This is a genomic window from Nocardioides caricicola (assembly GCF_039541135.1).
Taxonomy (GTDB): domain Bacteria; phylum Actinomycetota; class Actinomycetes; order Propionibacteriales; family Nocardioidaceae; genus Nocardioides; species Nocardioides caricicola.
In genome coordinates, this window is sequence record NZ_BAABFQ010000003.1 from 497,193 (window position 1) to 521,946 (window position 24,754).

The 24,754-nt window shown below is 71.6% G+C and carries 27 protein-coding genes; 10 read left to right on the plus strand and 17 right to left on the minus strand.

The annotated features are described in order from the left end of the window. Nucleotides 1-62 precede the first annotated feature (62 nt). The 7 genes from ABD875_RS04160 to ABD875_RS04190 all read right to left on the minus strand — a co-directional run bounded on the left by ABD875_RS04160 (nt 63) and on the right by ABD875_RS04190 (nt 9,004). Nucleotides 63-743 (minus strand): thioredoxin-like domain-containing protein, encoded by a 681-nt coding sequence (locus tag ABD875_RS04160; RefSeq protein ID WP_345171508.1) that lies wholly within the window; start codon nt 741-743, stop codon nt 63-65. After that, on the minus strand, nt 743-1,042 hold the full coding sequence (locus tag ABD875_RS04165) for an MTH1187 family thiamine-binding protein (protein WP_345171510.1): 300 nt from the start codon (nt 1,040-1,042) through the stop codon (nt 743-745). Before ABD875_RS04165 ends, ABD875_RS04160 begins: the two co-directional genes overlap by 1 nt. Then, nucleotides 1,039-1,515 carry a SigE family RNA polymerase sigma factor gene (locus ABD875_RS04170; protein ID WP_345171512.1) on the minus strand — a complete coding sequence of 159 codons (477 nt, stop codon included), beginning with the start codon at nt 1,513-1,515 and terminating at the stop codon, nt 1,039-1,041. Before ABD875_RS04170 ends, ABD875_RS04165 begins: the two co-directional genes overlap by 4 nt. Then, nucleotides 1,502-2,794 carry a WD40 repeat domain-containing protein gene (locus ABD875_RS04175; protein WP_345171514.1) on the minus strand — a complete coding sequence of 431 codons (1,293 nt, stop codon included), beginning with the start codon at nt 2,792-2,794 and terminating at the stop codon, nt 1,502-1,504. The genes ABD875_RS04170 and ABD875_RS04175 overlap by 14 nt, the downstream gene beginning before the upstream one ends. Before the next feature lie 101 nt (nt 2,795-2,895). Further along, nucleotides 2,896-5,718 (minus strand): aconitate hydratase, encoded by a 2,823-nt coding sequence (locus tag ABD875_RS04180; protein WP_345171516.1) that lies wholly within the window; start codon nt 5,716-5,718, stop codon nt 2,896-2,898. A 134-nt stretch (nt 5,719-5,852) separates the two neighbouring features. Further along, nucleotides 5,853-6,953: a class I SAM-dependent RNA methyltransferase gene (locus tag ABD875_RS04185; RefSeq protein WP_345171518.1), complete on the minus strand. Its 1,101-nt coding sequence runs from the start codon at nt 6,951-6,953 to the stop codon at nt 5,853-5,855. Continuing rightward, a complete protein-coding gene (locus tag ABD875_RS04190; protein WP_345171520.1) occupies nt 6,950-9,004 on the minus strand; it encodes an APC family permease in 2,055 nt (684 codons plus the stop codon). The genes ABD875_RS04185 and ABD875_RS04190 overlap by 4 nt, the downstream gene beginning before the upstream one ends. 47 nt (nt 9,005-9,051) lie before the next feature. Here ABD875_RS04190 and ABD875_RS04195 point away from each other — a divergent pair, with 47 nt between their 5' ends. Then, nucleotides 9,052-9,714, plus strand: a complete 663-nt coding sequence (locus ABD875_RS04195; protein WP_345171522.1) for a potassium channel family protein — start codon at nt 9,052-9,054, stop codon at nt 9,712-9,714. Between the two features lie 8 nt (nt 9,715-9,722). Beyond that, nucleotides 9,723-10,394 (plus strand): potassium channel family protein, encoded by a 672-nt coding sequence (locus ABD875_RS04200; protein WP_243060931.1) that lies wholly within the window; start codon nt 9,723-9,725, stop codon nt 10,392-10,394. Here the strand turns inward: ABD875_RS04200 and ABD875_RS04205 are convergent. The 4 genes from ABD875_RS04205 to dut are packed head-to-tail and all read right to left on the minus strand — an operon-like array spanning nt 10,391 to nt 12,610. Then, nucleotides 10,391-11,101 (minus strand): DUF3159 domain-containing protein, encoded by a 711-nt coding sequence (locus ABD875_RS04205; protein ID WP_345171526.1) that lies wholly within the window; start codon nt 11,099-11,101, stop codon nt 10,391-10,393. The two genes, ABD875_RS04200 and ABD875_RS04205, sit on opposite strands and share 4 nt — an antisense overlap. After that, complete coding sequence (locus tag ABD875_RS04210; protein WP_345171528.1) at nt 11,098-11,460, minus strand: OB-fold nucleic acid binding domain-containing protein; 363 nt, start codon at nt 11,458-11,460, stop codon at nt 11,098-11,100. The genes ABD875_RS04205 and ABD875_RS04210 overlap by 4 nt, the downstream gene beginning before the upstream one ends. 5 nt (nt 11,461-11,465) lie before the next feature. After that, nucleotides 11,466-12,095 (minus strand): DUF3710 domain-containing protein, encoded by a 630-nt coding sequence (locus ABD875_RS04215; protein ID WP_345171530.1) that lies wholly within the window; start codon nt 12,093-12,095, stop codon nt 11,466-11,468. Nucleotides 12,096-12,148: 53 nt separating this feature from the next. Beyond that, nucleotides 12,149-12,610: a dUTP diphosphatase gene (gene dut / locus ABD875_RS04220; RefSeq protein WP_425576186.1), complete on the minus strand. Its 462-nt coding sequence runs from the start codon at nt 12,608-12,610 to the stop codon at nt 12,149-12,151. 66 nt (nt 12,611-12,676) lie between these two features. On the opposite strand from dut, the gene ABD875_RS04225 reads away from it, so the two are divergent. Continuing rightward, nucleotides 12,677-13,138 (plus strand): DUF3093 domain-containing protein, encoded by a 462-nt coding sequence (locus ABD875_RS04225; protein ID WP_345171534.1) that lies wholly within the window; start codon nt 12,677-12,679, stop codon nt 13,136-13,138. 22 nt (nt 13,139-13,160) lie between these two features. Next, nucleotides 13,161-13,448, plus strand: coding sequence for a DUF4235 domain-containing protein (locus ABD875_RS04230; RefSeq protein WP_345171536.1), 288 nt, complete (start codon nt 13,161-13,163; stop codon nt 13,446-13,448). Nucleotides 13,449-13,511: 63 nt separating this feature from the next. Here ABD875_RS04230 and ABD875_RS04235 read toward each other — a convergent pair whose 3' ends face one another. The 3 genes from ABD875_RS04235 to ABD875_RS04245 form a co-directional block, all read right to left on the minus strand. Then, nucleotides 13,512-13,802 (minus strand): DUF4193 domain-containing protein, encoded by a 291-nt coding sequence (locus ABD875_RS04235; protein ID WP_011756350.1) that lies wholly within the window; start codon nt 13,800-13,802, stop codon nt 13,512-13,514. A gap of 126 nt (nt 13,803-13,928) precedes the next feature. Further along, a complete protein-coding gene (locus ABD875_RS04240) occupies nt 13,929-14,744 on the minus strand; it encodes an inositol monophosphatase family protein (RefSeq protein ID WP_345171543.1) in 816 nt (271 codons plus the stop codon). Continuing rightward, nucleotides 14,741-15,829: a ferrochelatase gene (locus ABD875_RS04245; protein ID WP_345171545.1), complete on the minus strand. Its 1,089-nt coding sequence runs from the start codon at nt 15,827-15,829 to the stop codon at nt 14,741-14,743. The genes ABD875_RS04240 and ABD875_RS04245 overlap by 4 nt, the downstream gene beginning before the upstream one ends. Before the next feature lie 68 nt (nt 15,830-15,897). Between ABD875_RS04245 and ABD875_RS04250 the strand changes: the two genes are divergently transcribed. Both ABD875_RS04250 and ABD875_RS04255 read left to right on the plus strand, forming a co-directional pair. Beyond that, complete coding sequence (locus ABD875_RS04250; protein ID WP_345171547.1) at nt 15,898-17,115, plus strand: MFS transporter; 1,218 nt, start codon at nt 15,898-15,900, stop codon at nt 17,113-17,115. Further along, nucleotides 17,112-18,416, plus strand: a complete 1,305-nt coding sequence (locus ABD875_RS04255; protein WP_345171549.1) for a D-arabinono-1,4-lactone oxidase — start codon at nt 17,112-17,114, stop codon at nt 18,414-18,416. The genes ABD875_RS04250 and ABD875_RS04255 overlap by 4 nt, the downstream gene beginning before the upstream one ends. Nucleotide 18,417: 1 nt before the next feature. On the opposite strand, the gene ABD875_RS04260 is transcribed toward ABD875_RS04255, so the two are convergent. From ABD875_RS04260 to ABD875_RS04270, 3 genes are all read right to left on the minus strand, one after another. Further along, on the minus strand, nt 18,418-19,263 hold the full coding sequence (locus ABD875_RS04260; protein WP_345171551.1) for an ABC transporter permease: 846 nt from the start codon (nt 19,261-19,263) through the stop codon (nt 18,418-18,420). After that, nucleotides 19,260-20,228, minus strand: a complete 969-nt coding sequence (locus ABD875_RS04265; RefSeq protein WP_345171553.1) for an ATP-binding cassette domain-containing protein — start codon at nt 20,226-20,228, stop codon at nt 19,260-19,262. The genes ABD875_RS04260 and ABD875_RS04265 overlap by 4 nt, the downstream gene beginning before the upstream one ends. 105 nt (nt 20,229-20,333) lie before the next feature. After that, nucleotides 20,334-20,969, minus strand: a complete 636-nt coding sequence (locus ABD875_RS04270) for a trimeric intracellular cation channel family protein (protein ID WP_345171555.1) — start codon at nt 20,967-20,969, stop codon at nt 20,334-20,336. A gap of 111 nt (nt 20,970-21,080) precedes the next feature. Between ABD875_RS04270 and sepH the strand changes: the two genes are divergently transcribed. The 4 genes from sepH (at nt 21,081) to ABD875_RS04290 (ending at nt 24,728) form a co-directional block, all read left to right on the plus strand. Continuing rightward, nucleotides 21,081-21,983: a septation protein SepH gene (sepH, locus tag ABD875_RS04275; RefSeq protein ID WP_345171557.1), complete on the plus strand. Its 903-nt coding sequence runs from the start codon at nt 21,081-21,083 to the stop codon at nt 21,981-21,983. Between the two features lie 83 nt (nt 21,984-22,066). Beyond that, nucleotides 22,067-22,759 carry a response regulator transcription factor gene (locus ABD875_RS04280; protein ID WP_425576183.1) on the plus strand — a complete coding sequence of 231 codons (693 nt, stop codon included), beginning with the start codon at nt 22,067-22,069 and terminating at the stop codon, nt 22,757-22,759. Further along, a complete protein-coding gene (locus ABD875_RS04285; protein ID WP_345171559.1) occupies nt 22,752-24,095 on the plus strand; it encodes a sensor histidine kinase in 1,344 nt (447 codons plus the stop codon). The genes ABD875_RS04280 and ABD875_RS04285 overlap by 8 nt, the downstream gene beginning before the upstream one ends. Before the next feature lie 87 nt (nt 24,096-24,182). After that, entirely contained in the window at nt 24,183-24,728 is a 546-nt protein-coding gene (locus tag ABD875_RS04290; RefSeq protein ID WP_345171561.1) for a PepSY domain-containing protein, read from the plus strand. Nucleotides 24,729-24,754 lie beyond the last annotated feature (26 nt).

The following is a 24,754-nucleotide window of genomic DNA, read 5'->3' on the forward strand; positions in this document are numbered from 1 at the left end:
CCCGCCCTCAGCCCGCGGTGGTGACCTGCGGCCGACGAAGCTCTTGCGGCCGCCCGTTCGGGTTAGACGTTGCTGCCCGGCTGCTCGCCGGCGGGGTCCCGTACCCCACCCGCACAGGACGCGAACGGCTCCGGAGCCGTGACCCCGTCGCCGAACTCCTCGATGAACAGGCCGAGCCGCGGGTCGTCGGCCCCGGTCAGCTCGAGCTGCCGGCCCCAGACCGTGACCACGACAGGGGCCGGCAGGCCGTCGTACGGCGAGAGGATGCCGTTCTGCGGCAGCGCGGCGGCCAGCTCGTCGACCTCGTCGTCACCGAGGTCCGGGTCGTAGGTGATCCAGACCGTGCCGTGCTCGAGGTCGTGCACCGCGTTCTCGTCGCGGACCGGCTCGTCGTACACCCCACAGTCCAGCCACGCGGGCGCGTGCGGTCCGCCGACCGGCGGGGTCTGCGGGTACTCGATGTCGTCCTCGCTGTGCTGGTTGCCGAGGTCGGCGTAGGACACCACCGCGCTCAGGTCGCGGCTGACCGGCTCCTCGGTCGCGAGCATCGTCGCCGCGGTCACCACGCCGGCGATGATCAGCACCCCGATCACCGCGAGCGCGACCACCAGGCCGCGCGACTGCGGCGGCGGGCTCGCGACGAGCTCCTCGGGCGGCGGGGGCGGCGGGTACGACGGCGGCGGGTACGACGGCGGCGGGTACGACGGCGGCGGGTACGACGGCGGCGGGGGGATCTCGCTCATCAGTCGGCCAGCAGCCGCTCGACGCGCTCGACCTTCGCGGTGAGCTGGCCGTCGAAGCCCGGGCGGATGTCCGCCTTCAGCACGAGCCCGACCCGCGGCGACACCTCGGCGACGACGTCGACGGCCTTCTTCACGACCGCCATCACCTCGTCCCACTCCCCCTCGACGTTGGTGAACATCGAGTTCAGCTCGTACGGGAGACCCGACTCCTTCACGACCCGGACGGCGGCCGCGACCGCCTCGGAGACGCTGCCGGTCTCGTCACCGGTGGTCGGGGAGATGCTGAACGCCACGATCATGGAGAAACCGTAGCGAGTCCGTCCGTACGCAACCGGGCCAGGGCGTCGCGGGCCTGCGACTTCACGGTGCCGACCGAGATGCCGAGCGCGCGGGCGGTCTCCACCTCGGTGAGGTCCTCGTAGTAGCGCAGCACGATCACCGCGCGCTGCCGCGGGGGCAGCGCGGCCAGCGCCTGCCGCAGCGCGAGCCGGTCGTCGGCCGGCTCCTCCACCGGCGTCTCCGGCACCCGGTCGGTGTGCACCTCGCGCCACCGCCGGGTCCGCCAGCGGCTGACCGCCTCGCGGGTCAGGATCTTGCGGACGTACGGCTCGGGATGGTCGGCGATCCGCTTCCAGTGGGGCACCGCCTTCACCAGCGCCACCTGCACCAGGTCCTCGGCGTCCTGGTGCGAGCCGGTGAGGAGGTACGCCGTGCGCAGCAGGGCACCCCGGCGCGCTGCGACGTACTGCTCGAACGCGTCACGCTCGGACACGGCGCCTCCACCAGACCAGCGCGCCCGCGACCACGAGGACACCGGCTCCCAGCGCGACGCCCCAGGGGTTGAACCGCGGGTCGTGGGCGTCCGGGGGCTCGACCCCGTCGACGAGCTCGTTGGCCCACAGGTCCGCGGCGTACACCGGCGTCAGGAACACCCGCTCCCCGTTCTCGGGCAGCTCGAGTCGCTCCGATGCCGTCACCTCCCCGGTCGTGACGTCGACGAAGCGCACCTCCCGGTACGGCAGCTGTGCCACCACGACGGTCGACTCGTCGCGCCAGCCCAACAGGTCGTCGGCCTGGATGCCGGCGTCGAGCACGCGTCCGTCCCCGGCACGCAGCTGCCACGGGTCCCGGTCACGGTCGCCGAACGAGATGTAGGCCGAGGACCGGAGCATGGGCCCGTCGCTCCACTCCACGACGCGCTGGGGAACCTCCACGCTCGACCGCGTCATGTCGGCCGGGTGGAAGGTGAACGTGCGACCGCCACGGGACCAGACGACGCCCTGCGGCCCTGAGCCGAGGTTCGGCAGCCAGTAGTAGCCGGTGCCCTCCGCCGGGATCTGCGCGCCCGTCTCGACGTCCCACACCACCAGCCGGTCGTCGCGCGAGCCGTCCGACCCGGTCGGCGAGAAGTTCGTCTGCAGGTAGCGGGAGTCGCCGCTGAAGGCGATCTCGAAGGCGTCGACACCGCGGAGCACCTGCTGTCGCTCGTCACGGAGCCTGAGCGTCTCCCCCGTCGTGGTGTCGTACACGTTCCATCCCGACAGGCGTCGGCCGTCGTAGACGCTGTAGCCCACCTTGGTGCCGTCGGGCGACAGGGTGAGCGTGCCGAGACCGAGCATGTCGGGCTCGACATCGGGCAGGTCGAGCCACACCGCCGAGCCGTCGACCGCGGACACCCCGAAGGGCTCGGTGCCCTGCCGGACCCCGGTCCACCCGTCGGGGCTGCTGCGGGTCGCGAGGGAGACGACCGCGAGCCGGCCCGGAGCGCCGAGCTCGTCGGTCCCGTCGGCCCACTCGCTCGGCGCCCACACCGAGCGCGGCAGGTGCAGCTGCTCGAACGGCACATCCGCCGGCGGCACCGAACGCTCGGCGCCGCCCGGCAGGCCGAGCACCACCCCGACCGTGATCGCCACCAGGGCCGCGGCCGCGCCGACCAGGATCGCCCGGCGGCGGCGGTGCCGTCGGACGCCGGTCGACCACAGCTCCGGCAGCGGACCGCCAGGTGGCGCCTCGTCCGCCAGCTCAGCGAGTCGGTCGTGCAGCGTGGTCATGGGTCCTCCCGAAGTGGTGTCACCTCTACCCACGAGACGACCGCACCAAAAAGAGGGGTGGCCCGCCCGAGAATCTCGGACGGGCCACCCTCGAGCGCGGATCAGGCCGACTTGGCCCGCAGGTTGCGCAGCACGTACTGCATGATGCCGCCGTTGCGGTAGTAGTTGGCCTCGCCGGGGGTGTCGATGCGGACGACCGCGTCGAACTCCTTGTCCCCCGCCTTGACCTTGACGGTCTTCGGCGTGCGGCCCTCGTTGAGCTCGGCGATGCCGGTGATGGAGAACTCCTCCTCACCGGTCAGCCCCAGCGACTCGGCGTTCTCGCCGGCCGGGAACTGCAGCGGAATGACGCCCATGCCGATGAGGTTCGAGCGGTGGATGCGCTCGTAGGACTCGGCGATGACGGCCTTGACGCCCAGCAGCGAGGTGCCCTTGGCCGCCCAGTCGCGCGACGAGCCCGAGCCGTACTCCTTGCCCGCGAGGACGACCAGCGGGATGCCGGCCTCCTGGTAGTTCACCGAGGCGTCGTAGACGGTGGACACCGGCGCGTCGGACTGGGTGAAGTCACGCGTGAAACCACCCTCGGTGCCGGGAGCGATCTGGTTGCGCAGCCGGATGTTCGCGAACGTGCCGCGGATCATCACCTCGTGGTTGCCGCGGCGCGAGCCGTAGGAGTTGAAGTCGCGCTGCTCGACGCCGTGCTCGGCGAGGTACTTGCCCGCGGGCGAGTCCTTCTTGATCGCACCGGCCGGGCTGATGTGGTCGGTCGTGACCGAGTCACCCAGCTTGAGCAGCACCCGCGCACCGTCGATGTCGGTGACCGGGGTCGGCTCGTCGGGCATGCCGTCGAAGTACGGAGGCCGACGCACGTAGGTCGACTCCGGGTCCCACTCGAACGTCTTGCCCTCCGGGGTCGGGAGCGAGCGCCACTGCTCGTCGCCGGCGAAGACGTCCTGGTAGCTCTCACCGAACATCTCGGAGTTGATCGCCTGCGCGATGGTCTCCTCGACCTCGGTCGGCGACGGCCACACGTCCTTGAGGAAGACGTCGTTGCCGTCCTGGTCCTGGCCGAGCGGGTCGGTGAACAGGTCGACGTCCATCGAGCCGGCCAGCGCGTAGGCGACGACCAGCGGCGGGGACGCGAGGTAGTTCATCTTCACGTCGGGGTTGATCCGGCCCTCGAAGTTGCGGTTGCCCGAGAGCACGGAGACGACCGAGAGGTCCTTCTCGTTGACCGCGGCCGAGACCTCGGGGATCAGCGGGCCGGAGTTGCCGATGCAGGTCGTGCAGCCGTAGCCGACGAGGTTGAAGCCGAGCTTGTCGAGGTACGGCGTGAGGCCGGAGCGCTCGTAGTAGTCCGAGACCACCTTCGAGCCGGGAGCCAGGGTCGTCTTCACCCACGGCTTGCGGGTCAGGCCCTTCTCGACCGCCTTCTTCGCCAGCAGGGCGGCACCGATCATCACCGAGGGGTTCGAGGTGTTGGTGCACGAGGTGATCGCGGCGATCGTGACGGCGCCGTGGTCGAGGGTGAACTTCGTGCCGTCCTCGAGGGTGACCTCGACCGGGCTGCTCGGGCGACCGCCGTCGCGCGGAGCCGCCGACAGGTGGTCGCTCGGCGGCGCCGACTCGCCGTGGCCGTTGGAGGTCGCCGGGTCGGAGGCCGGGAAGGTCTCGGCGACCGACTCGTCGTAGCCGTTCTCCTCCTCGCCCGCGACGTAGTCCTTGAGCGAGCTGCGGAACGACGCCTTGGCGTCGGTGACCTGGATCCGGTCCTGGGGGCGCTTCGGGCCGGCGATCGACGGGACGACGGTCGCGAGGTCGAGCTCGAGCTTCTCGCTGTAGCGCGGCTCGGCGGCCGGGTCGTGCCAGAGGCCCTGCTCCTTGGCGTAGGCCTCGACGAGCGCGAGCTGCTCGGCCGGGCGGCCGGTGAGCTCGAGGTACTTCACGGTCTCCTCGTCGATCGGGAAGACCGCGATGGTCGACCCGAACTCCGGGCTCATGTTGCCGATCGTGGCACGGTTGGCCAGCGGCAGCGCCGAGACGCCGGGGCCGTAGAACTCGACGAACTTGCCGACGACGCCGTCTTTGCGCAGCATCTCGGTGATCGTGAGCACCAGGTCGGTGGCGGTCGAGCCCTCGGGCAGGTCGCCCGACAGCTTGAAGCCGACGACGCGCGGGATCAGCATCGAGACCGGCTGGCCGAGCATTGCAGCCTCGGCCTCGATACCACCGACGCCCCAGCCGACCACGCCGATGCCGTTGACCATCGTGGTGTGGGAGTCGGTGCCGACGCAGGTGTCGGGGTAGGCCAGCAGCTCGCCGTCGACCTCGCGGGTGAAGACCGTGCGGGCCAGGTGCTCGATGTTGACCTGGTGGACGATGCCGGTGCCCGGCGGGACGACCTTGAAGTCGTCGAAGGCGCCCTGGCCCCAGCGCAGGAACTGGTAGCGCTCGCGGTTGCGCTCGTACTCGATCTCGACGTTGCGCTCGAAGGCCTCGGGCGTGCCGAAGACGTCGGCGATCACGGAGTGGTCGATGACCATCTCGGCGGGCGCGAGCGGGTTGATCTTGGAGGGGTCGCCGCCGAGGTCGGCCATCGCCTCGCGCATGGTGGCGAGGTCGACGACGCACGGGACGCCGGTGAAGTCCTGCATGATCACGCGCGCCGGCGTGAACTGGATCTCCTTGTCGGGCTCGGCGTTCGCGTCCCAGCCGGCGAGCGCCTTGATGTCGTCGGCGGTGATGTCCGCGCCGTCCTCGGTGCGGAGCAGGTTCTCCAGCAGCACCTTGAGGCTGAACGGCAGCGACGCGACGTCGAGGCCCTCACCGGTGACCGCGTCGAGGCGGAAGATCTCGTAGGACTTGCCGTCCACGTCCAGGGTGCTCTTGGCACCGAAGCTGTCCTGACTGGCCACAGCGGTCATCTCCTGAAGTCTCGTCGTCTCGACTGCCCTCCCCATCCTGCCGCCGCGCCGGAGGCGAGCAAAAGGAAGGCTGCCCTAACTCGTGCATCTGACTATCTCTTGATATCAAGATACATGATGTCGAGCAGAAATGCTCACCGGGTCAGCAGCGCCACGCACTCCACGTGGTGGGTCATCGGGAACAGGTCGAACGCCCGGATCTCGGCCACCCGGTACCCACTCTCGGCGAAGATCGCGACGTCGCGCGCCAGGGCCGCCGGGTCGCACGCGACGTAGGCGACCGCCCGCGGCGCGCGGTCGACGACCTGCTCGACGACGGCACGCTTGGCTCCCTCGCGCGGCGGGTCGAGGACGACGAGGTCGAACGGCTCGTCGAAGGCGGAGGCGAGGACCTTGCCGACGTCGCCGGCCTGCACGACGACGCCCGGTGCGTTGCGGGCCGAGAGCCTCGACGCCGCCGCGTCGCCCTCGACGGCGACCACCCGGCCGGACTCCCCCACCGCCTCGCGGAGGAAGGCGGCGAACAGCCCGACCCCGGCGTACAGGTCCAGGCAGCGCTCGCCCGGCTGCGGCCGGAGCATCTCCAGCACCGTGGTCACCAGCACGTCGGGAGCGCCGGGGTGCACCTGCCAGAAGCCGTCGGCCGCGACCTCGAACCGCCGGCCGAGGGCCTGGTGGTCCGACGGCTCGGGCGACTCGATCAGGCAGTCGTCGATCGCGACGAGGTCGTTGGACCGGTGCTTGCGCATCGCCCGGCCACCACCGGAGAGCGTGACGTAGCGCTGCCGGGTCCGCCAGCGCAGCCCGTCCTGGTCACCGGGCACCGGCTCGACCTCGACGTCGCTGTCGATCCTGGCCAGCCGGGAGAGCTGCTCGCGCACGACCGCGGTCTTCAGCTCCCGCTGGCGTGGCAGCGCGACGTGCTGGAAGTCGCAGCCCCCGCACTTCCCGGGGCCGGCGTACGGGCACGGCGCCTCGACCCGGTCGGGCGAGGCCTCGAGCACCTCGACGGCGTCCCCGCGCCAGAAGCGGTCACCCTCGGTGCCCTCGGTGATCTCGAGGACCACCCGCTCCCCCGGGATCGCGTGCCGGACGAAGACCACGCGCGCCTCGGGCGGCTCGAGCCGGACCACGCAGTGGCCGCCGTGCGCCACGGGGCCGACGACCGCCTCGAACCGCTCACCGACCCGCGAGGCCCCCCGGGCCTGGCGCTGGCGGGTGGGCCGTCTGGTCATTCGTTGTCTCGCGAGATCTGCCGGTCGGGCGTGCGCTCGTCCACGTTGCCCATCCGCAGCCCGGGGCGCACCCAGGCGCCCTCGCGCTCCTCCCGCTCGCGCACGATCTGCGACGAGCGGAGCTGGTACGGCACCGAGGTGACCATCACGCCGGGGGCGAACAGCAGCCGCCCCTTGAGCCGCAGCGCGGTCTGGTTGTGCAGCAGCTGCTCCCACCAGCGGCCGACGACGTACTCAGGGATGTAGACCGCGACGACGCCGCGCGGGTTCGCCTTCTTGATCTCCATCGCGTAGTCGACGATCGGGCGGACCAGCTCGCGGTACGGCGAGTGCAGCACCTTGAGCGGCACGCCCAGGTTGCGGTCGTCCCACTCCTCCAGCAGCCGGTTGGTCGCGGCGTCGTCGACGGAGACATAGACGGCCTCGAGGACGTTCGGCCGGGTGGCCTTGGCGAACGCCAGCGCCCGCAGCGTGGGCTTGTGCAGCTTGCCGACCAGCACGATGGCGTGGACCCGGGTCGGGAGGATCTTGTCCTCCTCGTCCGCGGCCAGCTCGGCGTTGACGTTGTCGTAGTGGCGGCGGATGCCGATCATGATCAGGAAGAACACGATCATCGCGAGGATCGTGATCCACGCGCCCGCCAGGAACTTCGTGACGAGCACGATCACCAGCACGATCGCGGTGAGGCACAGGCCGAAGGTGTTGATCGCCCGGGACCGCTGCATCCGTCGCCGCTCGCCCGGGTCCCGCTCGGTGGCCAGGTGCCGGGTCCAGTGCCGGATCATGCCGAGCTGGCTGACGTTGAACGACACGAAGACGCCCACGATGTAGAGCTGGATCAGCTTCGTCGTCTCCGCGTCGAACGCGATGATCAGCGCGATCGCCATCACCGCGAGGAAGAGGATGCCGTTGCTGTAGGCGAGCCGGTCGCCGCGCGAGCCCAGCGCCCGCGGCGCGAAGCCGTCCTGGGCGAGGATCGACCCGAGCACCGGGAAGCCGTTGAACGCCGTGTTGGCCGCCAGCACCAGGATGATGCCGGTGACCGTGATCACGAAGTAGAACCCGGGCGGGAACTGGTCGAAGACGCCGGCGGCGATCTGCGAGATGACCGGGTGCTGCTCGTAGTCGCCGACGACCGACTCGCCTGCGGCGTTGCGCAGCCGGTCGAGGTCGTGCGGATCGACCATCCGGACGCTCATCTGCTGGGCGAGCACGATGACGCTCATCATCATGGTGATCGCGATGAGCCCGAGCATCAGCAGCGTGGTGGCAGCGTTCTTGCTCTTCGGCCGGCGGAACGCCGGCACGCCGTTCGAGATGGCCTCCACGCCGGTGAGCGCGGCACAGCCGGAGGAGAACGCCCGCGCGAGCAGGAAGACCATCGCGACCTGCGTCAGCGGGGCCTCCCACCCCTCGTCCGGGGCGATCGTGAGGTCGGCGCTCTCGGCCTCCGGGAGGCTGCCGGAGATCAGCTGGAGCAGGCCGAAGGCGCACATGCCGAGGATCGCGACCATGAAGAGGTACGTCGGGACTGCGAAGAACGTGCCGGACTCGCGCACGCCGCGCAGGTTGATCGCCGCCAGCAGGATCACGGCGGCGCTGGCGACGGTCACCTCGTGGCCGATCAGCGACGGCACGGCGCTGGCGGCGTACTGCGCGGCGTTCGAGATCGACACCGCGACCGTGAGCACGTAGTCGACCAGCAGCGCGCTGGCCACGGTGACGCCCGCGTTGCGCCCCAGGTTGACGGTGGCGACCTCGTAGTCACCGCCACCGCTCGGGTAGGCGTGGACGGTCTGGCGGTACGACGCGACGACCGTGAGCATCACGAGGGCGACGGCGAGCCCGATCTTCCAGGACCAGGTGTACGCGGACACGCCGGCGATGCCGAGCATGATGAAGATCTCGTCCGGGGCGTACGCCACCGAGGAGAGCGCGTCGCTGGCGAAGACCGGCAGCGCCACCCGCTTCGGGAGCAGGGTCTCTCCCAACTGGGAGCTGCGCAGCTTGCGCCCCAGCAGGATCCGTTTGGATACGTCGCCGACTCCCACGTCGGGAAAGGCTAGACCCTCGGTGCCGCTGTTGTAGCGTTCGACCCGTGCACGTCGTGATCATGGGTTGCGGACGCGTCGGCTCGACGCTGGCGCGCAGTCTCGAGGACCGCAACCACACCGTGTCGGTGATCGACAGCGAGCCCGACGCGTTCCGGAGGCTCGGCCCGGGCTTCAACGGGGACAAGATCACCGGGTACGGCTTCGACCAGGGCGTGCTGGAGAAGGCCGGCATCCGTCGCGCCGACGCGTTCGCCGCGGTGTCCAGCGGCGACAACTCCAACATCATCGCCGCCCGCGTGGCTCGCGAGACGTTCGGCATCCAGCAGGTCGTCGCCCGCATCTACGACCCCGGCCGCGCCGAGGTCTACCAGCGGCTCGGCATCACGACGGTCGCCACCGTCAAGTGGACCGCCGACCAGGTGCTGCGTCGGCTGCTGCCGGCCGGCGCCGAGCCGGACTTCCGCGACCCCTCCGGAACGATCCGGTTGGACCAGGTCCCGGTGAGCGAGCCGTGGATCGGGCGTCGCACCGTGGACTTCCAGATGCAGTCGAAGAGCCGGATCGCCTGGATCGACCGGCTCGGCGAGGGCATGCTGCCCACGCGCGACACCGTGATCCAGGAGGGCGACCTGCTGCACCTGGTGATGCGCGAGGAGAACGCCGCGCACGCCTACAAGGTCATCGACGCAGGCCCGGACGAGAGCTAGGAACAGTCATGCGCGTCGCCATCGCCGGAGCTGGAGCCGTCGGCCGCTCGATCGCCCGGGAGCTGATCGGGAACGGCCACCAGGTCCTGCTCATCGACAAGAACCCCGGCTCGATCAAGCCCGAGCGGGTCCCCGACGCCGAGTGGCTGCTCGCGGACTCCTGCGAAATGTCCTCGCTCGAGGAGGCCCGGCTCGACCGGTGCGACGTGGTGATCGCCGCGACCGGTGACGACAAGGCCAACCTGGTGACGTCGCTGCTCGCGAAGACCGAGTTCGGCGTCCCCCGGACCGTCGGCCGGGTCAACCACCCCAACAACGAGTGGCTGTTCACCGAGGCCTGGGGCGTCGACGTCAACGTCTCCACCCCGCGGATCATGTCCGCGCTGGTGGAGGAGGCGGTCACCGTCGGCGACCTGGTGCGGCTGTTCACGTTCCGTCAGGGCAACGCCAACCTCGTCGAGATGACGCTGCCGGCGGACTCGCCGTACGTCGGGAAGCCCGCGGGGCTGATCCCGTTCCCGGAGAACTGCGCGCTGGTCACGATCCTGCGCGACGGCCAGGTCTACGTGCCCGACGCCGAGCAGCCGATCGAGGCGGGCGACGAGCTGCTGTTCGTGGTGCCGGCCGACATCGAGGACAACCTCGAGCGGCTGCTGGCGCCGTCAGCCCACGGCGGCTAGGCCGGCGACGGGTCCACGGGCGTCTTGTTGCGCCCGAGGATCCACACCATCGCGCCGAGGGCGGCCAGCTGCAGCGGCCAGCCCATCGCGATCTTGAGCACGCCGAGCAGCGCGACCGCGCGGTCGGCGTCCATCGCGTCGGAGTGCGCCGCGAGCCAGATCGGCGCCTGCACGACCACCCGGATCAGGCAGGGTACGGCGAGCAGCCAGGTCAGCGTCGTGCACAGCTTCACGATCTGCTTGTCCTGGTGCCACGCCGTCGCGTCGCCGGTGACGCTGCCGACCATGAAGCCGACCAACGGCCAGCCGATCAGGCAGGTCAGGGCGAGCACCACGGTGTACCCGGTGTTGTAGATGATCCCGGGCAGGAAGTAGGCCAGCGCCTGGTCGTCCTCGCTGCCGCCCTGGCGCGCGGAGATCGTGACGAACAGCCAGCCGATGCCGATGCCGACCAGCGCGTTGACGACGAACTGCACCGTCGAGCGCTGCACCAGCCGGAGCACGAGCAGCACCAGCGCGATCGCGATGCTCGCGGTCAGCGCGTAGCGCAGCTCCTTGGTCGTCAGCCAGATGACGGTGAAGACGATCGTCGGGACCGCGGCCTCGATCATCCCGCGCCGGCCGCCCAGCGCCCGCGAGATCTGGGCGCGCACGACCGCCTCGACCGTGTCGACGGTGGCGGTGGCGGCAGGGTGCTGCTCGCTCACGGCATCAGCTCGTAGCGCGGGTTGTACATGATGCGCTGGCCGTCGTGCTGGCCGATCCGGCCCTGGATCTCCAGCGACCGGCCCGGCGCGATGCCGGAGATCCGGCGGCGACCGAGCCACACGACGGTGATGGCACCGGTGCCGTCGTCGAGCTCGGCCTCGAGGGCCGGGACGCCGCCGCGCGGGCGCAGGGTGACGGTCCGCAGCGTGCCCCGCAGCCGGACCCGCTCCCGGTCGGGCGCCTCGCCGATCCGGTTCAACCCGTCGTCGGCGTAGGTCTTGCGCAGGTCACGGGCGTGCTGGTCGGTGCTGCTCGCCCAGCGGCTGATGCTGCGCCGCAGCCGGTTCCTCTCGGTCAACGCGCTCAGCCGTTGCTCGGGACCCGCAGCGGCAGCTCGCTGCCGGGAGGCATCGGCTGGTCGCCGCGGCGTACGACGACCTGCTCGACGATCTGCGCCCAGTCGGCCGCAGCGGCGTCGTCGACGGCGGGCCGGCCGAGCAGGGTGACCCGCAGCATCCAGCGGTCGCCGTTGACGCCGACGATGCGCGAGGCCTGGGTGCCGGTCCGGCCGTCCTCGGTCTGGACGGTCAGCTGCCCGACCAGCTCGGTGCCGAAGTGGCCCTCGCGCTCGGTGGCGGTGCCGCCGCGCTGGGCGAAGTCGGCCGCGATCCGCGGGCGCACCTCGGACCACAGGTCGCCGTTGCGGGCGGCCGCGAACGCGCGCAGCTCGATCGCCCCGTCCTCCTTGGTCAGCAGCGCCGAGCGGACCTCCTCGGTCTGCTCGTCGATCTGGAGGCGGAGCTCGAAGCCCTCCGCGCCCGGGATCAGCAGCGAGCCGATGTCGAGCCGCGGGACGTCGTCGGCGGGGACCTCGCTGATGTCGTAGGGACCGCCGGCACGGGACTCGGTCTGGGTCTCGTCATCGGCCGCGGTCTCTGCCGACGACTGAGCGTCCGACTCGACGGGGTCGGCGGCCTTGCGGCGGAACTTCACGAAAACTCCTCGGTCGAACGCGGAACGGAAGGCGTGCAGGACGGTCAGGACGGTCAGGACGGACCGAAGCCTCCAGTAGAACCGTAGCCCCCGTCACCACGGACCGACTCGGGGAGTTCCCCCACCTCGCTGAACACGGCCCGCTCGACGCGCTGGACGACCAGCTGGGCGATCCGGTCGCCACGGCGCAGCTCGATCGGCTCACGCGGGTCGAGGTTGATCAGCATCACCTTGATCTCGCCGCGGTAGCCGGCATCGACGGTGCCCGGGGTGTTCACGATCGACAGACCGTGCTTGGCCGCGAGGCCCGACCGCGGGTGCACCAGGGCGACGTACCCCTCCGGCAGCGCGATCGCGAGCCCGGTCGGGACCATCGCCCGCTCCCCCGGTGCCAGGCTGACGTCGACGGTGGTCAGCAGGTCGGCCCCGGCGTCGCCGGGGTGCGCGTACGACGGCAGCGGCAGGTCCGCGTCCAGCCGGCGCACCAGGATCTCGACGTCGGGAGTGGGCGACACGTGGGGGGACACGTCGCCGGACCCTACCGGCAGCCGCAGGGAGGGCCAATGGAAGGATTGCCGCCCGTGAGCCTCACTCCTGCCTACACCGAGCGACTCGGCGTCCCGCTGCGCTGGTGGGTGCAGGGCACGATGCTGGTGGCCGCGCTCTGGCTGGCGGTCGCGGTCGCGACGCCCACCCCCGTCGCCTGGCTGGTGACCGCGGTCGCGCTGGCCCTGCTGGTCTTCTGCCTGTGGGCGTTCGGCAACGCCCGGATCGTCGTGGCCGACGCAGAGCTGCGCGCCGGCCGCGCGCACATCGAGGCCCGCCACCTCGGTACGGCGACCGCGCTGGACGAGGAGCAGGCGCGACGCGCCGCCGGGGTCGACGCGGACGCGCGCGCCTACCTGCTGCTGCGGCCCTACCTCAAGCGCGCGGTGAAGGTCGAGATCACCGACCCCGCGGACCCCGCGCCGTACTGGCTGCTGAGCACGCGGCGTCCCGAGGAGCTGGCCCGGGCGCTGAACGCCCTGGACGTTCCTGGCTGACGTGGCTGGGTAGGGTTCCCCCATGGCATCTGACTCGAAGGCGTGGAGCGCGTTCTCGATCGTGGCCACGCTGGCCGCCGTGGCGGCGGCCAAGAAGGTGACCGACGTCGCCTGGCGGGCCGCGACCGGGAAGAACCCACCGATCAACCCGGCGGATCCTGACGTCGACACGACCGAGGCCGTCCTGTGGGCCGCCTTCAGCGGCACCGCCGTGGGCCTGGTGCGGATGACCGTGCAGCGCAAGGCCGCGCTGTACTACCAGCGCTCGACCGGCCACCTGCCCGGCCAGCTGCAGGCCGACGGCAAGTAGCCCCACGAACGAGAGAAGGGCCGCGACCCCGGTGGGGTCGCGGCCCTTCTCGCTGTTCGTCTCTCACGCGCAGTCGCGGCAGATCATCTTCTTCGGGTCCGCCAGCTGGCTGCGGTGGTGCACCAGGAAGCAGCTCATGCAGGTGAACTCGTCATCCTGCTTCGGCTTCACCTCAACCGCGAGCTCCTCGTGCGAGAGGTCCGCGCCCGGCAGCTCGAACGACTCAGCGGCCTCGGCCTCGTCCTCGTCGACCTTGCCCGAGTTCTTGTCGTGGCGGCGGGCCTTCAGCTCCTCGATGCTCTCCTCGGACTGCTCGTCCTCGTTCTTCCGCGGTGCGTCGTAGTCAGTCGCCATCCTTGTTTCCAACTCCCTGAAGCCATCACTGTGTTGCGCCGTTCGAGCGCCAGATCATGCACCATCCAGCACGGTTTTCGCACTTCGCATCCACGGCGCGGAGCGTGAACATCGGGTGAACGCGGACTATTCCCCCATTTCGGGTGAGAACCCCGCATTTCGGACGGCCGTGAGCAGTTCCTCGAAGCCGTCCTCCGGTCCGCAGACGACCAGGTCTGTACCCCCGATCCCGCGAATCATCTCCAGGCGCGCTCCGGCCAGCCGCGCGATCAGGCCGCCAGCCGCGTGGTCCCAGATGTTCACGCCCTCCTCGAAGTACCCGTCCACCGCGCCCTCGGCGACGTGGCAGAGGTCCAGGGCGCACGAGCCGAGCCGGCGCACGTCGCGGACCTTGCCGATCAGCCGGGCGAGGGCCGCGGCCTGGAGCTCGCGGATCGAGGTGTCGTAGTTGAAGCCCGTCACGAGCAGCCGCAGCGACAGCGGCACCGTCTCGCGGACCGCGATCGGCACGCCGTCGCGCGTCACGGACGCCGCGCCGTGCTCGTCGGCCAGGTGGCCGACGTACTCGGCGCCCGAGGCGACGTTGAGCACGACACCGGCGACCACGACGCCGTCCCGCTCGGCCGCGATCGAGACGGCGTACTGGGGCAGGCCGTAGAGGAAGTTCACGGTCCCGTCGATCGGGTCGACCAGCCAGCGCACGCCCGAGCGGCCGATGAGGTCGTCGCCCTCCTCGCCGAGGATGCCGTCGTCGGGGCGCGCGGCGGTGATCAGGTCACGGATCAGCACCTCGCTGGCGCGGTCGGCCTCGGTGACGATGTCGACGGCGCTGGACTTGGTCGCCGCGACCGTGACCTCGCCGGCGCGGCGCTCGCGCACCAGGTCGGCGGCACGGCGAGCGACGTCGAGGGCGAGGGCCGCCAGGTCGGCGTTCGAGGTCACGAGTCGGCACCCGCGAGCGCCGGGCGCTCGGCGCGCGGGTTGGGGCAGCAGCCGACCGGGCAGCGGTCCCAGCACGGCCCCCAGGAGCCGACGGCCGCGCGGGCGACCTCCTCGCCGCGCTCGACGGCCGCGCGCTCCAGCAGCAGGTCGCGCACCGTGGCGACGAAGCGCGGGTCCAGCCCCGCGGTTGCGGCACGAGTCACCGGCAGCCCGAGCTCCTTCGCGGTCGCCAGCGCCTCGGTGTCGAGGTCGTAGATGACCTCCATGTGGTCGGAGACGAAGCCGATCGGCACCATCACGACCCCGGTGGCGCCGGCCCCGTGCAGCTCCTCGAGGTGGTCGTTGATGTCGGGCTCCAGCCACGGCGTCTGCGGCGAGCCGGACCGCGAGCAGAACACCAGCCGGTGGTCGTGGCGGCGCCCGGTCTCCTGGCGCACCCGGTCGACCACGGCCTCGGCGACGCTCAGGTGCTGCTCGACGTACGCGTTGCCCTCGGGGCCGCTGCCGTCGTTCATCGAGTCCGGGATCGAGTGCGTGACGAACGCGAGGTGCGCGGTGTCGCGGACCTCGGCGGGCAGCTCGGCCAGCGCGGCCAGCGTCGCGTCCACCATCGGCTCCACGAAGCCGGGGTGGTTGAAGTAGTTGCGGAGCTTGTCGAGCACCGGGGCGTTCTCGACGCCGGCGACGGCGTCGAACAGGTTCTCGCGGTACTGCCGGCACGACGAGTACGACGAGTACGCGCTGGTGACGAAGCACGCGGCCCGGCGTACGCCGTCGGCGGCCATCTGCGCGATCGTGTCGGTGAGGTACGGGTCCCAGTTCCGGTTGCCCCAGTAGACCGGCAGGTCGAGGCCGGCGCCGGCCAGGTCCTCGCGGAGGGCGGCGAGGAACGCGCGGTTCTGGTCGTTGATGGGCGAGCGGCCACCGAAGAGGAAGTAGTGCTCGCCGACCTCCTCCAGGCGCTCGCGCGGGATGCCGCGCCCTCGGGTGACGTTCTCCAGGAACGGCACGACGTCATCGGGCTTCTCCGGGCCGCCGAACGACACGAGCAGGACGGCGTCGTACGGCGCGGGATCGGGGGTCATACCAGCCATCCTAGGAACGGGTGGTTATCGATTCGCCGCCGGTCGGCGGCCACCGATAGCGTCGGCAGGTGTTCACGTCGTACCGCCGGATCCTGACCTACCCCGGCACCCTGCGTTTCTCGATGATCGGACTGGTCGCGCGGCTGCCGATCTCGATGGTCGGCCTCGGCATCGTGCTGCTGGTCTCGGCCGCGCGGGACTCCTACGGCGTGGCCGGCGCCGTGTCCGCGGCCTTCATGGTCGCCAACGCCGGCTTCGCGATCCTGCAGGGCCGGCTGCTCGACCGGCTCGGCCAGGCGACGGTGCTCGCGGCCGCGAGCGTCGGCTTCGGGATCGGGACCTCGCTGCTGGTCGCGTCGGTCCAGGCCGACTGGCCGATCGCGACGTCGTACGTCTTCGCCGCGGTGTCCGGCGCGTTCCTCCCCCAGATCGGGTCGAGCGTCCGGGCCCGCTGGTCGCACGTCCTCGACCAGCCCTCCGAGCTCCAGACCGCCTTCGCCCTCGAGGCCGTCCTCGACGAGGCCGTGTTCATCGTCGGGCCGATCGTGGTGACGCTGCTGGCCACCACCTGGCACCCGGTCGCCGGGCTGGCCGTCGCGATCGTGGCCTGCGTGAGCGGCACGCTCGCGTTCTCCGCACAGCGCTCGACCGAGCCGCCCGCCCACGCGCGCAGCAGTACGTCGGGTCCGCGCCCGGCGATGCCGTGGGCCACGGTCGTCCCGCTCGCCGTCGTCTCCGCGGCCCTGGGCGTGCTGTTCGGCGCCGCCGAGGTCACCACGGTCGCGTTCGCCGACGAGCAGGGGCACAAGGCGTGGTCCGGCGGCCTCCTGGCGCTGTGGGCGCTCGGCAGCCTGACCGCCGGCGTCATCACCGGCGCGGTGCACTGGCGCCGTGGCCCCGCGACCCGGGTGCGCTGGGGCGCGGTGGCGATGGCGTGCGCGATGTCCCCCCTGTACTTCGTCGACTCCCTGCCGCTGATGGGCTGCACATTGTTCGTCGCCGGCTTCGCGATCGCGCCCACGATGATCGCGACGATGTCGCTGACCGAGGAGGCCGTGCCGTCCGGCCGGCTCACCGAGGGCATGGCGATCATGCAGACCGGACTGGTCGCGGGCGTCGCCCCGGGGGCCACGCTCAGCGGCCTGGTCGTCGACCACCAGGGCGCGTCGGCGGCGTACCTCGTCTCGGTCGGCGCGGGCCTCGTGGCCGCGCTCGCCGCACAGCTCTTGCCGCGCTCCGGCCCCGGTGTGAGCCAGGTTACTGACGGGTCTACTATCGCCGCGTGAACGAGTGGGTGAACTGGTCCAAGCTGGAGACGGCGCGTCCCACGCGCGTGGAGGAGCCGACGGACACCGCCGCGATCGTGGCCGCCGTCGAGCGGGCCCGCACCGAGCGCACCACGCTGAAGATGGTGGGCACCGGGCACAGCTTCACCGCGATCTCCGCCCCCGAGCACACCATGCTCCGCCCGACCAGGCTCGGCGGCATCCTCGACGTCGACCGGGACGCGCTGACCGTGACCGCGCTCGCCGGCACCCAGCTCAAGGTGCTGAACGCCGAGCTCGAGGCGCTCGGGCTGAGCCTGCACAACATGGGCGACATCGCCGAGCAGACGCTGGCCGGCGCCACCTCCACCGGCACCCACGGCACCGGCGGCATCGCCGCCTCGCTGGCCGCGCAGATCTGCGGGCTGCAGCTGGTCACCGGCACCGGCGAGGTCGTCACCGCGACCGAGACGGAGAACCCGGAGGTTCTCGAGTTCGCCCGCGTCGGCCTCGGAGCGCTCGGCGTGCTGACCACGCTGACGTTCCGCGTCGAGCCGCTGTTCGTGCTCGAGGCCAACGAGACCCCGATGAGCTGGGACGAGGCGCTCGACGGCTTCGACGAGCGGGCGGCGAACCACCACCACGTCGACAGCTACTGGTTCCCGCACACCGACCGGATGCTGACCAAGACCAACGACCGTCTCGACATCGAGGTCTCCGAGGCCGAGCCGCTGTCGCGGTGGCGCTACTGGTGGGACGACGAGTTCCTGTCGAACACGCTCTTCGGCGGCCTCAACAAGGTCACCAACCGCTTCCCGGGCACGATCCGCAGGTTCAACCAGGTCTCCAGCCGGATGCTGTCGTCACGCTCCTACAGTGACGCCGCGCACAAGGTGTTCACCGCCCCGCGGAACGTGCGCTTCCGAGAGATGGAGTACGCGCTGCCCCGTGAGGCCGGCCTCACCGCGCTCCGCGAGGCGCGCGCCGCGATCGAGGCCTCGGACCTGAACATCACGTTCCCGGTCGAGATCCGCACCACCCCGGCCGACGACATCCCGCTCTCGACCTCGACCGGGCGCGACTCGCTCTACCTGGCGTTCCACACCCACGTCGACGCCGACCACCTCGCGTACTTCGCGCTGCTCGAGCCGATCATGCGCGCGCACGACGGCCGCCCGCACTGGGGCAAGGTGCACACCCGCACGGCCGCAGACCTCGCGCCGGCGTACCCGCGCTTCGGCGAGTTCCTCGCGATGCGCGACAAGCTCGACCCCGAGCGGGTCTTCGCCAACCCCTACCTGCGGCGCGTGCTCGGCGACTGACCTACGACTTGCGGTTGTAGAGCCGCAGCGCGATCGGGGCGAAGACCGCGGTCACGACCGCCGACAGCACCAGCACGATCGTGATGTCGCCGCCGTCGGGTGTGCCGTCCATCAGCCCGCGCGCGGCCTCGCAGAGCAGCGTGACCGGGTTGATGTCGACGAACTTCTGCAGCCAGCTCGGCATCGTCTCCGGCGGCGCGAAGACCGAGCTGATGAACGTGAGCGGGAACAGCACCATCATCGACACGCCCATGACCGCGTTGGGGGTGCGCGCCTTGAGGCCGACGATCAGCCACAGCCAGCTCAGCGAGAAGCAGAAGACGAGCAGCAGGAGCACGGCCAGCAGCACGCCGCTGACGCCACCGGGAGCGCGGTAGCCGATCAGGACGCCGACCGTCAGCACCATGATCGAGGCCAGGCAGTAGCGCAGGGTGTCGCCGAGCAGGGCCCCGACCAGCAGCGACGCCCGCCAGACGGGCAGCGACCGGAAGCGGTCGAAGACGCCCTTCTCGATGTCGGTGTTGATGGTCAGGCCGGTGTACATCGTGATGAACACGACCGTCTGGGTGAGGATGCCGGGCAGGGCGTACTGGAGGTAGTCCTGCGTCGAGCCCGCGATCGCTCCGCCGAAGACGTAGGTGAACATCAGGGTGAAGAGGATCGGGAACATCGTCACGTCGAAGAGCTGCTCGGGGACGTGCTTGATCTTCAGCAGGGCCCGCCAGCCGAACGTCAGCGACGACCGCACGGCGTTCGCGGGCGCTGGTCGCTCGCCGGCGCCGAGTGCGGCGATCACGCTGGCGTCGAGCGCCGGGGCGTCCTGGGGTCGGGTCGCCTGGGTCGTCATGCTGCGTCCTCCTCGTCGGTGCCGTCGGACTCGGCTGGCCGGCCGGTCAGGGCGAGGAACACCTCGTCGAGACTGGGCTGGCCGAGGCTGTACTCGGTGATGGCCAGGCCGCGTTCGCCGACCCGGTAGAGCGCGGCCGCGACGCCGGAGGGGTCGTCGACGCGCATGCTGATGGCCGCGCGGTCGGACTCGAGCACCGGCTCGGCCCCGAGCGACTCGGACAGCAGCCGGGCCACCTCGTCGCGCGTGGCGGGGTCGGCCACCCGGACGTGGACCGCACCCGACCCGACCGACGCCTTGAGCTCGCCGGTCGTGCCCTCGGCGATCACCCTGCCGTGGTCGATGACCGCGATCCGGTCGGCGAGCTGGTCGGCCTCCTCGAGGTACTGGGTGGTCAGGAGCACCGTGGTGCCGGCGCCGACCAGGCCGCGGACGATCTCCCAGACCTGGTTGCGGCTGCGCGGGTCGAGCCCGGTGGTGGGCTCGTCGAGGAACATCAGGTCGGGCCGGACCACGATCGACCCGGCGATGTCGATGCGGCGCCGCATGCCGCCGGAGTAGGCCTTCACCTGCTTCTTGACGGCGTCGCCCAACCCGAACGCCTCGAGCAGCTCCATCGCCCGCGCCTTCGCCGCCGGCCGCGAGTAGCCGTAGAGCCGGGCCAGCAGGACGAGGTTCTCCAGGCCCGTGAGGTCCTCGTCGAGGGAGGCGAACTGGCCGGTCATCGCCACCCGGGCCCGGACCTTCGCCGGCTCCCGCGCGACGTCGTGCCCGAGAACCGTGGCCGTGCCCCCGTCGGGCACCAGCAACGTGGCGAGCATCTTGATGGTCGTGGTCTTGCCGGCGCCGTTGGGGCCGAGCACGCCGTACACGCCGCCGGCGGGGATCGCCAGGTCGACGCCGTCGACGGCGCGCTGCTCGCCGAACACCTTCACCAGGTCGTGGGTCTCGATCGCCAGGTCCATGCCCCTCATCGTGGCACCGCCCACCGACAAGTGACTTCTCCGTGGTTGCTCATGCCGGTCTCGACCCGTCGGCGGGCCGGAATTCATCGGTGCCCGACGAGAACGTCACACGCTGGCCGGGCCGGTCGGCACCGGCGCCTGCCAGTGCCGCCAGATGGCCAGCAGCCGCCACACGATGCACAGCCCGCCGCCGGTGAATGCGACGATCGCGAACGGCAGGTCGGTGTAGCTGCCGACCACCACCACGATCGCGCCGGCCAGCGCCGGGGTCGCGTACAGCTCGCCGCGGAACACGGCCGGGACACGTCCGGCGAGCACGTCGCGCATGATGCCGCCGCCGATGCCGGTCACCATGCCGAGCAGCGCGGCCGGCGCCGGGCCGAGACCGGCGTCGAGCGCCTTCTGGGCGCCGGTGACGCAGAACAGGCCGAGGCCGAACGCGTCGAGCACGTTGATCGACGGCTCCATCTTCCCGAGGGCGGGGTGGTAGACGAACGCGAGCAGTCCGGCGACCAGCGGCACCGCCAGGTAGCGCCAGTCGACCAGTGCCGCCGGCGGGGTCCGGTCGATCAGCACGTCGCGCAGCACGCCGCCGCCGAGACCGGTGATCCCGGCCAGCACGAGCACCCCGAACACGTCGAGCTCCTTGCGCACCGCGACGAGCGCGCCCGCGATCGCGAACACGAAGATCCCCAGCAGGTCGAGGACGACCAGCGGGGTGGAAGGCTCGGTGGATAGCACACCGGGAAGCGTAGGGCGCGCGGGACACGCTCCCCGCCACCACGCCTCGGCTGGCGTAGGCTCGGCGCACCGAAGACTCGGACGAACGATGGGACAGGAGCACGACCACCGATGGCGCACCTCACGCTCGCCGGAGTGAGCGACGACGGGTCGCGCCTGCTCCTGGTCGACGACGAGGGTGCCGAGTACTCCGTCGAGATCGACCAGCGTCTCCGCGCCGCCCTGGGCGGCGACTCCCGCCGATTGGAGAACAAGATGGACAGTGCCCTCCGTCCCCGTGACATCCAGACCCGGATCCGGGCCGGCGAGACGCCGGAGGCGGTGGCGCAGGCAGCAGCCACGTCCGTCGACAAGATCATGGCGTTCGCGGCGCCCGTGCTCGCCGAGCGGCAGCACGTCGCGCAGCGCGCCCAGCGCTCGTCGGTACGCCGGCCCGAGGGCACCGGCGGCGCCCGCGCGCTCGGCGACGCCGTCGGCGCCCACCTGCGCGCGCTCAACGTGGACCCCGACTCCGTCGAGTGGGACGCCTGGCGCCGCGAGGACGGCCGCTGGCCGCTGACCGCGACGTACACGCTCGAGGGCCGCAGCGGTCGCGCCGAGTTCCTCTTCGACGCTCCCGGCAACTACGTGACGATCGAGAACGACGACGCCCGCTGGCTGGTGGGCGAGGCGGTCGCCGAGGCCGAGCCGGTCGCGGACGACCTGCGCCAGGCCCGGCAGCGCCGGCTGAGCGCGGTCGGCGAGCTCGACGACCAGCTGCCGCTCGGCGACGACGCGATCGACCTGGTCAGCGAGCAGCCGGTGGAGGCGTTCCTCGACACCGAGGAGCCGACCGACCCCGGGGTCGCCGCCGAGGAGGCCGAGCTCCGCGAGGAGGCCGCCGACGCCGCGGCCGAGGACGAGCACCACGAGGCCCCGCCCCGCCGCGAGGTGAAGAAGACCCGCGGCCGGGCGTCGGTCCCGAGCTGGGACGAGATCATGTTCGGAGGTCCGGGCGGGTCGGACCGCGCGTAGCGCGGGCGCGACGGTGTGAAGTCCGAGGAGCCGCTCCCGAGCAGCACCGGGGCCGCCGTTCAGCGGAGGTTCAGGGTCGATGCGTGAGACTGGCGTCCATGCGCGTGCTCGTGGTCGACGACGAGGTCCGGCTCGCGCGCTCGCTGCAGGTGGGGCTCGAGGCCGAGGGCTTCGCGGTCGACGTGGCGCACGACGGCACCGACGGGCTGTGGCTCGCGCGCGAGAACACCTACGACGCGATCGTGCTCGACCTGATGCTGCCCGGGATCAACGGCTACCGGGTCTGTGCTGCGCTGCGTGAGGAGAAGGACTGGACGCCGATCCTGATGCTCACGGCCAAGGACGGTGAGTGGGACCAGGTCGAGGGGCTCGACACCGGCGCCGACGACTACCTGACCAAGCCATTCTCGTTCCCGGTGCTCGTGGCTCGCCTGCGCGCGATCGCCCGCCGCGGCGCCCGGGAGCGCCCGACCCTGCTGGAGCTGGGCGACCTCCGGGTGGACCCCGCCGCCCGCCGGGTGTGGCGGGGCGACACCGAGGTCGAGCTGACCGCCCGGGAGTTCTCGCTGCTGGCCTTCCTCGCCCGCCACCCGGGCGACGTCCTGTCGAAGCGACAGATCCTCGACGCCGTCTGGGACGTCGACTTCGACGGCGACCCCAACATCGTCGAGGTCTACGTCCGCCACCTGCGCAACAAGATCGACCGGCCGTTCGAGCGTGCCGCGATCCAGACGCTCCGCGGCGCCGGCTACCGGTTGGCGAGCGACGGTGGCTGAGCGGCGCTGGAGCCGCGCGTCGGTGCGGGTGCGGACGACGGCCGCGGCCGTGCTGGTCGTGACCGTCGCGCTGCTCCTCGGCGGCGCCGCCCTCGTGGTGCTGGTCCGCGACTCGATGCGCGACGGCCTCGAGAGCACCGCCGAGCAGCAGGCCACGGACCTCGCCGCGCAGATCGAGTCATCGGGACTTCCGGCCCCGGCTCCGCTCGACGACGACGACGCGGACGAGCCCGAGGAGCTGGTCTGGCAGGTCACCGACGCCGCCGGCGAGGTGGTGCGCGCTTCACAGCCGCTCGCCCGGCCGCTGCCCACCGAGGACGCCGACCGGCTGGAGGTGGCCGGCGCCGACCACGCCTACCTCGTGGTCACCGAGGACGCCACCAGCGGCGGACAGCCGTACGTCGTGTCCGTCGCGGTGTCGCTCGAGGACGTGGACGAGTCGACGACCGCCCTGCTGCTTCCGCTGGCCGTCGGGCTCCCCGTGCTGGTCCTGCTCGTCGGTGCCACGACCTGGGTCGCGACCACGCGGGCCCTGGCACCTGTCGAGCGCATCCGGCGGGAGGCCGAGCAGATCACCGGCGACCGGCTCGACCGACGGGTCTCCGAACCCCCGGCGCGCGACGAGATCCACCGCCTGGCGCGCACCGTGAACCAGATGCTCGGCCGGCTCCAGGACTCGCGCGACCGGCAGCGCCAGTTCGTGAGCGACGCCTCGCACGAGCTGCGGTCACCCCTGGCGAGCATCCGGCAGACGGCCGAGGTGGCCCGGGCGCACCCCGGGGCACTGCCCGAGGACGAGCTCGCCGACGCCGTGCTGGAGGAGTCCGTGCGGATGCAGCGGCTCGTCGAGCAGCTGCTGCTGCTCGCGCGAGCCGACGAGGGCGCGGTCGCCCGCACCGACCAGGACGTGGACCTCGACGACCTGGCGCTGACGGTGGCCCGGGCAGCTCGCCGGCCGGACCTGCGCGTCGACTCCTCGGCGATCGGGCCGGGCCGCGTCCGCGGCGACCGGGTGAGCCTGGCCCAGCTGGTGCAGAACCTCGTCGACAACGCCGTCCGGCACGCGGACGAGGTGGTCGCCGTGACCGTCCGTCAGGACGGCGGCACCGTGGAGCTGGTCGTGGAGGACGACGGTCCCGGCATCGCGGCGGAGGATCGTGGGCGGGTCTTCGACCGCTTCGTCCGGCTCGACGAGGCCCGGGCCCGGGACGCGGGTGGCAGCGGCCTCGGGCTGGCGATCGTGCGAGAGGTCGTCACCGCCCACGGCGGGACGGTCGACGTCGCCACCAGCCCGCTCGGCGGCGCACGGTTCGTCGTTCGCCTGCCGGCGACCTGAACGTCCTTTCAGACGCGTTCAGGTGAGGTTCAGCGACGTCCGTGCACGCTGACGGCGACCACTGAACCAGCCACGAAAGGCATCGCCGTGAACCTCCGCACCCTCCGCAGGAAGAGCATCCTCATCCCGACCGTCGCCACCCTGGCCGTGATCGGCGCCGGCGCGACCGTGTGGTCGGCCACGGCCGACGACAGCGTCGGTGGCAGCGAGCGCGAGCGGGTCGCGGCTGCCGCGGTCGAGGTCGCCGGTGGCGGCACCGCCGAGGAGGTCGAGACCAGCGACGACCCGGGCGTGGCCTACGAGGTCGAGGTCCGCGCGGACGACGGCACCGAGGTCGACGTCGCGCTGGACGACGACCTCAACGAGGTCAGCGCCGCGTCCGACGACGACTCCGACGACGACTCCGACGGGGCCGAGGAGACCGACGACCGGGCGCTCAGCCCCGAGGAGCGGACCGCGGCCGAGCAGGCGGCGCTCGAGGCGGTCGGCAGCGGCAGCACCGTCCTCCAGGTCGAGGCCAGCGACGACCCGGGCGTGGCCTACGAGGTCGAGGTCCGCGCGGAGGACGGCACCGGCTGGGACGTCACCCTCGACGCCGACCACGCGGTCGTGAGCAAGACCGCCGACGACTGAGCCGACCGGGCCGGGAGCGGCTGTCC